The organism is Variovorax sp. OK212, from assembly GCF_900112425.1.
In the GTDB taxonomy this organism is placed as follows: domain Bacteria; phylum Pseudomonadota; class Gammaproteobacteria; order Burkholderiales; family Burkholderiaceae_C; genus Variovorax.
The window spans coordinates 84,437-91,978 of sequence record NZ_FOLP01000024.1 but is presented as its reverse complement, the minus strand read 5'-3'; the positions used below and the strand labels follow the sequence as shown (position 1 = coordinate 91,978).

The 7,542-nt window shown below is 68.3% G+C and carries 6 protein-coding genes and 1 pseudogene; 3 read left to right on the top strand and 4 right to left on the bottom strand.

The window, feature by feature from the left end; translation table 11 throughout:
- The 4 genes and pseudogenes from BM004_RS35545 to BM004_RS35530 form a co-directional block, all read right to left on the bottom strand.
- Nucleotides 1-341, bottom strand: a pseudogene (locus BM004_RS35545) (electron transfer flavoprotein subunit alpha/FixB family protein); the annotation flags it as partial.
- A gap of 2 nt (nucleotides 342-343) precedes the next feature.
- Nucleotides 344-1,093 (bottom strand): electron transfer flavoprotein subunit beta/FixA family protein, encoded by a 750-nt coding sequence (locus BM004_RS35540; RefSeq protein WP_093135394.1) that lies wholly within the window; start codon nucleotides 1,091-1,093, stop codon nucleotides 344-346.
- 137 nt (nucleotides 1,094-1,230) lie between these two features.
- Nucleotides 1,231-2,511 carry a mechanosensitive ion channel family protein gene (locus BM004_RS35535; protein ID WP_093135397.1) on the bottom strand — a complete coding sequence of 427 codons (1,281 nt, stop codon included), beginning with the start codon at nucleotides 2,509-2,511 and terminating at the stop codon, nucleotides 1,231-1,233.
- 51 nt (nucleotides 2,512-2,562) lie between these two features.
- Entirely contained in the window at nucleotides 2,563-3,516 is a 954-nt protein-coding gene (locus tag BM004_RS35530; protein ID WP_093135399.1) for a histone deacetylase family protein, read from the bottom strand.
- An 80-nt stretch (nucleotides 3,517-3,596) separates the two neighbouring features.
- On the opposite strand from BM004_RS35530, the gene BM004_RS35525 reads away from it, so the two are divergent.
- The 3 genes from BM004_RS35525 to BM004_RS35515 are packed head-to-tail and all read left to right on the top strand — an operon-like array spanning nucleotide 3,597 to nucleotide 7,539.
- Nucleotides 3,597-4,517: an AAA family ATPase gene (locus BM004_RS35525; protein WP_093220756.1), complete on the top strand. Its 921-nt coding sequence runs from the start codon at nucleotides 3,597-3,599 to the stop codon at nucleotides 4,515-4,517.
- Nucleotides 4,514-5,491: a DUF58 domain-containing protein gene (locus BM004_RS35520; RefSeq protein ID WP_093220753.1), complete on the top strand. Its 978-nt coding sequence runs from the start codon at nucleotides 4,514-4,516 to the stop codon at nucleotides 5,489-5,491. The genes BM004_RS35525 and BM004_RS35520 overlap by 4 nt, the downstream gene beginning before the upstream one ends.
- A 14-nt stretch (nucleotides 5,492-5,505) precedes the next feature.
- The gene (locus tag BM004_RS35515) at nucleotides 5,506-7,539 is read left to right on the top strand and encodes a transglutaminase TgpA family protein (RefSeq protein WP_093220751.1); all 2,034 of its coding nucleotides are present in this window, start codon (nucleotides 5,506-5,508) and stop codon (nucleotides 7,537-7,539) included.
- Nucleotides 7,540-7,542: the final 3 nt, after the last annotated feature.

Sequence of the window (7,542 nt, the reverse complement as noted above, 5' to 3'; positions counted from 1 at the left end):
ATGTCGGAGATCTGGGCCACGTCCAGCTTGGCGGCCACGCGCGGGGCGACGTTCTTGCCGTTGGCGGTCGAGGGGAACAGGATGTGGCTGTAGTTCGCTGCGATGGCGAGGACTTGGGCCGCAACGTTCTCGGCGAGGTTTTCTGCGAGGCTCGGGCTGTCGGCGGCGATGACCTTGGTCACGCCTGCGATCTGCGCTGCAGCCTTCGCAGCTTCAGCTGCATTCGCGCCTGCAACCAGCACATGCACTTCGCCACCGCAAGCCAGTGCTGCGGTCACGGTGTTCAGGGTCGCCGGCTTGATGCTGGCATGGTCGTGTTCGGCAATAACAAGTGCGGTCATGTTCAGATCACCTTCGCTTCGTTCTTCAGTTTGTCCACCAGCGCTGCAACGTCAGGCACCTTGATGCCGGCACCGCGCTTGGGAGGCTCTGCGACCTTGAGGGTCTTCAGGCGGGGCTTGACGTCCACACCCAAGTCTTCGGGCTTGAAGACATCCAGCTGCTTCTTCTTGGCCTTCATGATGTTGGGCAGCGTCACGTAGCGTGGCTCGTTCAGGCGAAGGTCGGTCGTGATGACGGCCGGAAGAGTCAGCGACAACGTTTCCATGCCGCCGTCCACTTCACGAGAGACTGTGACCTTGTCGCCAGCGACTTCGACCTTGGAGGCGAAGGTGGCTTGCGGCAGATCAGCCAATGCAGCCAGCATCTGGCCGGTCTGGTTGGCGTCGTCATCGATGGCTTGCTTGCCCAGGATGATCAGCGAGGGCTGCTCCTTGTCGACCAGCGCCTTGAGCAGCTTGGCAACCGCCAGGGGCTGCAGCTCTTCGGTCGTCTCGACCAGGATGCCGCGGTCGGCACCGATGGCCATCGCGGTGCGCAGGGTTTCCTGGCACTTGGCATCACCGCACGAGACAGCGATCACCTCAGTGACCACGCCCTTTTCCTTCAGCCGCACAGCCTCTTCGACAGCGATCTCGTCGAAGGGGTTCATGCTCATCTTCACGTTGGCAATGTCCACCCCGGTGCCGTCGCTCTTCACGCGCACCTTCACGTTGTAGTCGACGACCCGTTTGACAGGTACAAGAACCTTCATTGACTTGACTCCATTGGATTGCAAAAAGGGGGCTTTTGAGGGCAACCGGTCATTCTAGGACGCGACCTTCGGAGCCTCTGCATTCTTCCCGCGGGGCACCTGGCACCCATAAAAAGAACGATCGTGCTTTTTCACGATTATAAAACAGCGTCGGGCGCCTGCGCGATGCCAGGCGGTAAAGACTCCACACGCACAACGCGCTGCGGATAGGGAATGTCAATGCCCGCACCGCGCAGCCCGTCGAGGATGGCGATGTTGATGGCCGAGCGCAGGTTGTCCTTGCCCTTGTCGGGGTCGGCCACCCAGAAGTTCAGGGTGAACTCCAGGCCGTCGGGCGCGAAGTTCATGAGGAACGCGACCGGCGCCGGATCGGTCATCACGCGCGGCTGGGCCTTGGCCGCCTCGCAAAGAATGCCCTGCACCTGCGCCACGTCGCTCTCGTAGCCGACCACGATGGTGGTCGTGATGTTGAACTTGCGATCTGCCAGCGACAGGTTCTCCACCCGGCTGGTGATGAGCGACTCGTTCGGCACGATGGCCTCGCGCCCGTTGCCCGCGCGGATGAGCGTGTAGCGCGTCTTGATGTCGGTGATGCGGCCTTCGAAGGTGTCGACCTTCACGTTGTCGCCGATGCGGATCGAGCGCTCGAGCAGGATCACGAAGCCGCTCACATAGTTGGCCGCCAGCTTCTGCAGGCCGAAACCCAGGCCCACGCCCAGCGCGCCGCCCAGCACCGACAGCGCCGTCAGGTCCACCCCGACCGCCGACAGCGCGAACAACAGGCCGACCAGCAGCAAGAAGGCGCGCACCGCGTTCGACGCCACCTTGCGCATCGACAGGTCGGTGACGGCCTCGCGCAGGATGCGCTTCTCGATGGTCGACGCGATCCACAGCGCGATCACCAGCACCAGCCCCGCCGACAGCACGCCCTGGAAGATCGTCTGCAGGCTCACGCGTGTCTTGCCGAAGGCCAGCGTGATCTCGTCGAGCTCGGCCAGCACCGGCGGCAGCAGGCCGACGATCCAGAGCACGGCCGCGATCCAGGCCAGCCAGGAGATGGTGCGCTCGAGCAGCCGCACGAGATTGGACGCGGGGAACACCGCGCGCAGCACCCGCGCGAACAACCGGATCACCGCCAGCGACACGAACACCGACACCGCGATGCGCAGCACCAGCACGGTCTGGAAGTCGATCACCACGCGCCGGGCAACCTCGGTGAGCACCAGTGCCAGCAGCGGGAACAGCACGCCGTCGAAGGTGCGCTCGCCGAACCAGATGGAGTCCTTGGGCTGGTCGCGCCCGAACCATTTGCACAGGGCCCAGGCCGCGGCCACGCAAGCCACCAGCGCGACCAGTTCGATGCCGAGGCCGCGCGCATCGACATGGGCCAGGCGTTGGGTGAAGTCGTTGAAATTCATCTCTTGGGAAAAAGGCAGGCACGGCGCACGCATGCGCCGGCCGAGCGAAATCTAGAGGTCCGCCAGCACGCGGATGTGCGCTTCCACGCTGCGTGCCAGGGCGTCGAGGTTGTAACCGCCTTCGAGCATGGAGACGATACGGCCCTTCGCATGGCGCTTCGCAACATCGTGTACGCGGCCCGTGATCCAGGCGAAGTCGTTCTCGTTGAGGCCGAGCTGCCCCAGCTCGTCTTCGCGGTGCGCGTCGAAGCCGGCGCTGATGAAGACCATCTGCGGCTTGAACTCCTCCAGCCGCGGCATCCACACCGCCTCGATCATCTCCCGCACGTCCATGCCCCGGGTGTAGGCCGGAATGGGCATGTTGAGCATGTTCGCCGCCGGGTGCTCGGTGCCGCTGTACGGGTAGAACGGGTGCTGGAAGAACCCGACCATCAGCACGCGCGGGTCGTTCGACAGGATGTTCTCGGTGCCGTTGCCGTGGTGCACGTCGAAATCGACGATGGCCACGCGCTCCAGGCCGTGCACGTCGATGGCATGGCGCGCGGCGATGGCCACGTTGTTGAAGAAGCAGAAGCCCATCGCCTGATCGCGGCAGGCGTGGTGGCCCGGCGGGCGCACCGAGCAGAAGGCGTTCTCGAGCTCGCCGGCCGCCACCGCGTCGGTCGCGGCAATCGCGGCGCCGGCGGCGCGGCGCGCGGCCAGCAGGGTGAAGCGGGTGAGCACGGTGTCGGGGTCGACCTGCGCGTGGTCGGGGCCGCCGGCGGGCTCGTCGGCCACCAGGCGCTGGTGCAGCGACTCGAGGTGCTCGACATGCGCCTCGCTGTGCGCCCGGGTGATCTGCGCCAAGGTGGCCAGCGGCACTTCCCGGTGTTCCAGTGCGTCACCCACGCCGGTCAGCAGCAGACGGTCTTCGATGGCATCCAGTCGCCCGGGGCACTCGGGATGCCCCTCGCCCATGTCGTGCTTCCAGAAGTCGCGGTGTGTGAAGTAGCCTGTCTTGCCCATGTGTCTCTGTCGCCACGTCTAGACCTCATGCCGCATGGGGCCGGCAGGTCTTACGGTATCGTTTGCATATGGATACAAATATGGACGTTGCTGCAAAGCTAGCCACTTTGTTAAGTCAGCTTAACACGGTGATCGTGGGCAAAGAGGCCCAGGTGCGCGACTGCGTGGCCTGCCTGCTGGCAGGCGGGCACCTGCTGATCGAGGACGTGCCGGGGGTCGGCAAGACCACCCTGGCGCACGCGCTGTCGCACACCTTCGGGCTGCAGTTCTCGCGCGTGCAGTTCACCGCCGACCTGATGCCCGGCGACCTCTCGGGCGTGGCCATCTACGACCGCGCGCAGCAGGCCTTCGTGTTCCACCCCGGGCCCATCTTTGCGCAGGTGCTGCTGGCCGACGAGATCAACCGCGCCAGCCCCAAGACCCAGAGCGCGCTGCTCGAGGCCATGGAAGAAAAGCAGGTCACCGTCGAAGGCGAGACCCGCCCGCTGCCCAACCCCTTCTTCGTGATCGCCACGCAGAACCCGCAGGACCAGCTCGGCACCTTCGCGCTGCCCGAGTCGCAGCTCGACCGCTTCCTGATGCGCATCTCGCTCGGCTACCCCGACCGCGCCGCCGAGCGCCAGTTGCTCGCGGGCGCCGACCGCCGCGAGATGCTGGCCACCCTGCCCGCCCTGCTGACCGCGGGCGAACTCACCGCGCTGCAGCAGCGCGTGCAGCAGGTGCATGCGGCGGACGCGCTGCTCAACTACGTGCAGGACCTGATCGCCGCCACCCGCTCGGGCCGCTGGTTCCTCCAGGGCCTGTCGCCGCGCGCCGGCATTGCCGTGCTGCGCGCCGCCAAGGCGCAGGCGCTGCTGGCCAATCGCAACTACGTCGCGCCCGACGACGTGCAGGCCGTGCTGCCGCAAACGATTGCGCACCGGCTCACGCCCGTGGGCGACGCGGGCCGGGGCGCGGTCGAGCAGGTGCGCGCGATGATCGCCGCGGTGCCCTTGCCGTGAGCCCTGTCGGCGCCTTGCGCTCGCGCATCGACGGCTGGTTCCTGTCGCGCCGTGCGCCGTCGGACACGCTGGAGCTCACGCAGCGCAATGTCTACATCGTGCCCACGAAGGCCGGGTGGCTGCTGGGCGCAACGCTGCTGGTGCTGCTGATCGCGTCGATCAACTACCAGCTCAACCTCGGCTACCTGCTGACCTTCCTGCTGGCGGGCAGCGTGGCCGTGGGCATGCATGTGTGCCACGGCACGCTGCGCGGCCTGGCCATGCACATGGTGGCGCCAGAGGCGCAGTACGCGGGCGCCGCGGCGGTGTTTCGCGTGGTGCTGCACAACACGCGGCGCAGCGTGCGCTACGGCATCGGCATGGCCGTGCGCGGCAGCGGCCAGTGGGCCTGGACCGACGTGCCGGCCGAAGGCACTTCCACCGTCGAGATCGCCTTCCAGCCCGAGCGCCGCGGCCTGCACCCGGTGCCGCCGCTGACGGCCGAGACGCGCTTTCCGCTCGGCACCTTCCGCGTGTGGACCGTCTGGCGCCCCGCCGCCCAGATGCTGGTCTACCCCACGCCCGAAGCGCATCCGCCACCGCTGCCGCCCGGCGAGCCGCTGTCGGGACCGGCCGCCCTGTCGGCCGCCTTGCGCGCGCACAACGCCGGCGAGTACGACGGCGTGCGCGCCTACCGGCGCGGCGATCCGCTAAAGCTCGTGGTCTGGAAGAAAGCCGCGCGGGCACAGGCCACGGGCTCCGAAGACCTGGTGAGCCGCGACACGCAACAGACCCAGCGCGAAGAGCTCTGGCTCGACGCCCAGGCCGCCGGCCTGCCCGACACCGAAGCCCGCATCTCGCGCCTGTGCGCCTGGGTGCTGATGGCCGACCGGCTGGGCGTGGACTACGGCGTGCGCGTGGCGGGCCGCACCCTGAAACCGTCGCAAGGCGAAGCGCACAAGCGGGCGTGCCTCGAGGCACTGGCCCTGTGCTGAAGAAAGCCTGACCGATGAACAAGCTCATGACCCAGCTGGCGGCCCTGCCCCGGGACGCGCGCGACACGCTCTTCCTGCTCACGGTCATCGCCCTGATCGTGCTGCCGCAGGTCGAGAACCTGCCGTGGTGGTGCAGCGCCATCACGGCCATGGTGCTGCTGTGGCGCGCCTCGCTCGCGGTGCAGGCGCGCCCGCTGCCCAGCAGGTGGTGGCGAATTGCGCTGCTGGCCATGACGCTGGGTGCCACCTACGCCACGCACCGCACGCTGCTGGGCCGCGACGCGGGCGTGACGCTGGTCGTGATCCTGCTCGCGCTCAAGACGCTGGAGCTGCGCGCGCGGCGCGATGCATTCGTGATCTTCTTCCTGGGCTTCTTCGCGATGCTCACGAACTTCTTCTATTCGCAGTCGCTGGTGACCGCGTTCACCATGCTGCTGGCGCTGCTGGGCCTGCTGACGGCGCTGGTCAACGCGCACATGCCCGTGGGCCGTCCGCCGCTGATGCAGGCCGCCCGCACCGCCGGCTGGATGGCGCTGGCGGGCGCGCCGATCATGCTGGCGCTGTTCCTGCTGTTCCCGCGTTTCGCGCCGCTGTGGGGCACACCGAGCGATGCCATGGCGGGCCGCACCGGGCTGTCGAACACCATGCGCGTGGGCACCATCGCCGAACTGGCGCTGGACGACAGCATTGCCGCGCGCATCAAGTTCGAGAACGGCCGCCCGCCGCCGCAGAGCCAGCTGTACTTCCGCGGCCCGGTGCTCGCGCAGTTCGACGGACGTGAGTGGACGGCGCTGCCGGGCTGGGGACGCGGCGGACAGTGGTCTCCCAACCTGCGGGTGAGCGGCGAGCCCGTGCGCTACGAGGTCACGCTCGAAGCCAGCAACCGCCCCTGGCTGCTGACGCTCGACGCGGCGCAGAAGGCCCCCGAGGCGCCCGGCTTCGAGGTGACGGGCACGCCCGACCTGCAATGGTTCGCGAACCGGCCCATCAACGACCTGGTGCGCTACCGCGCCGAGAGCTACACGCAATTCCTGAGCGGCCCGCTCAAGCGCGTGGGCGGCCAGCTGCAGGCCTACCTGGCGCTGCCGCCCGGCACCAATCCGCGCACCGCCGCGCTCGCCGCCGAGATGCGCGCCGACCCGGCACTGGCCCACCTGGACCCGCAGGCCGACACGCAGGCCTTCGTGCAGGCCGCGCAGCGCCGCCTGCGCACCGGCGGCTACACCTACACGCTGGAGCCCGGCCTCTACGGCGACAACACCGCCGACGAGTTCTGGTTCGACCGCAAGGAAGGCTTCTGCGAGCACATCGCCTCGGCCTTCGTGGTGCTGATGCGCAACCTCGGCGTCCCGTCGCGCATCGTGACGGGCTACCAGGGCGGCGAGTTCAACAGCCTCGACAACTACTGGGTGGTGCGCCAGAGCGATGCCCATGCATGGGCCGAGGTCTGGCAGGAAGGCACCGGCTGGACGCGCGTCGACCCGACCGCCTCGGTCGCTCCCGGCCGCGTCGGCCAGCTGCAGCGCCTCGTGCCGCAACCGGGCCTGTTCGCCGGCGCCATCGGCGCCATGAGCCCCACGCTCGCGCAGAACATCCGCGCCGCCTGGGAGGCCGTGAACAACGGCTGGAACCAGTGGGTGCTCAACTACACGCAAAGCCGCCAGCTCAACCTGCTGAAGAACATCGGCTTCGAGGCACCCAGCCTCGAAGACCTGGCCTACGTGCTGCTCTACCTGCTGGTGGGCGCGAGCCTGGCGGGCGCGGGCTGGACCTTGTGGGAGCGCAGCCGCCACGACCCGTGGCTGCGCCTGCTGGGCCAGGCGCGCGCGCGGCTCGCCAAGGCCGGCCTGCAGCTGCCCGAGACCGCGCCGCCGCGCCAGATGGCGCAGGCCGCCGACGCCCGCTTCGGCCCGTCGGCGCAGGGCGTGCGCGACTGGCTGCTGAAGCTCGAGGCGCAGCGCTACGCGCCGGCCACGCCGGCATCGCTTTCCACCCTGCGTTCGGAGTTCCGCCGGCTCGCCTGGCCCGCCGCGAGCCCGCGCGGCTGAAAC

What these genes read in the sequence shown, in the direction of transcription:
- BM004_RS35530 (WP_093135399.1), bottom strand. Translation starts at nt 3,516, where the DNA reads ATGGGCAAGACAGGCTACTTCACACACCGCGACTTCTGGAAGCACGAC.
- BM004_RS35535 (WP_093135397.1), bottom strand. Translation starts at nt 2,511, where the DNA reads ATGAATTTCAACGACTTCACCCAACGCCTGGCCCATGTCGATGCGCGC.
- BM004_RS35525 (WP_093220756.1), top strand. Translation starts at nt 3,597, where the DNA reads ATGGACGTTGCTGCAAAGCTAGCCACTTTGTTAAGTCAGCTTAACACG.
- BM004_RS35540 (WP_093135394.1), bottom strand. Translation starts at nt 1,093, where the DNA reads ATGAAGGTTCTTGTACCTGTCAAACGGGTCGTCGACTACAACGTGAAG.
- BM004_RS35515 (WP_093220751.1), top strand. Translation starts at nt 5,506, where the DNA reads ATGAACAAGCTCATGACCCAGCTGGCGGCCCTGCCCCGGGACGCGCGC.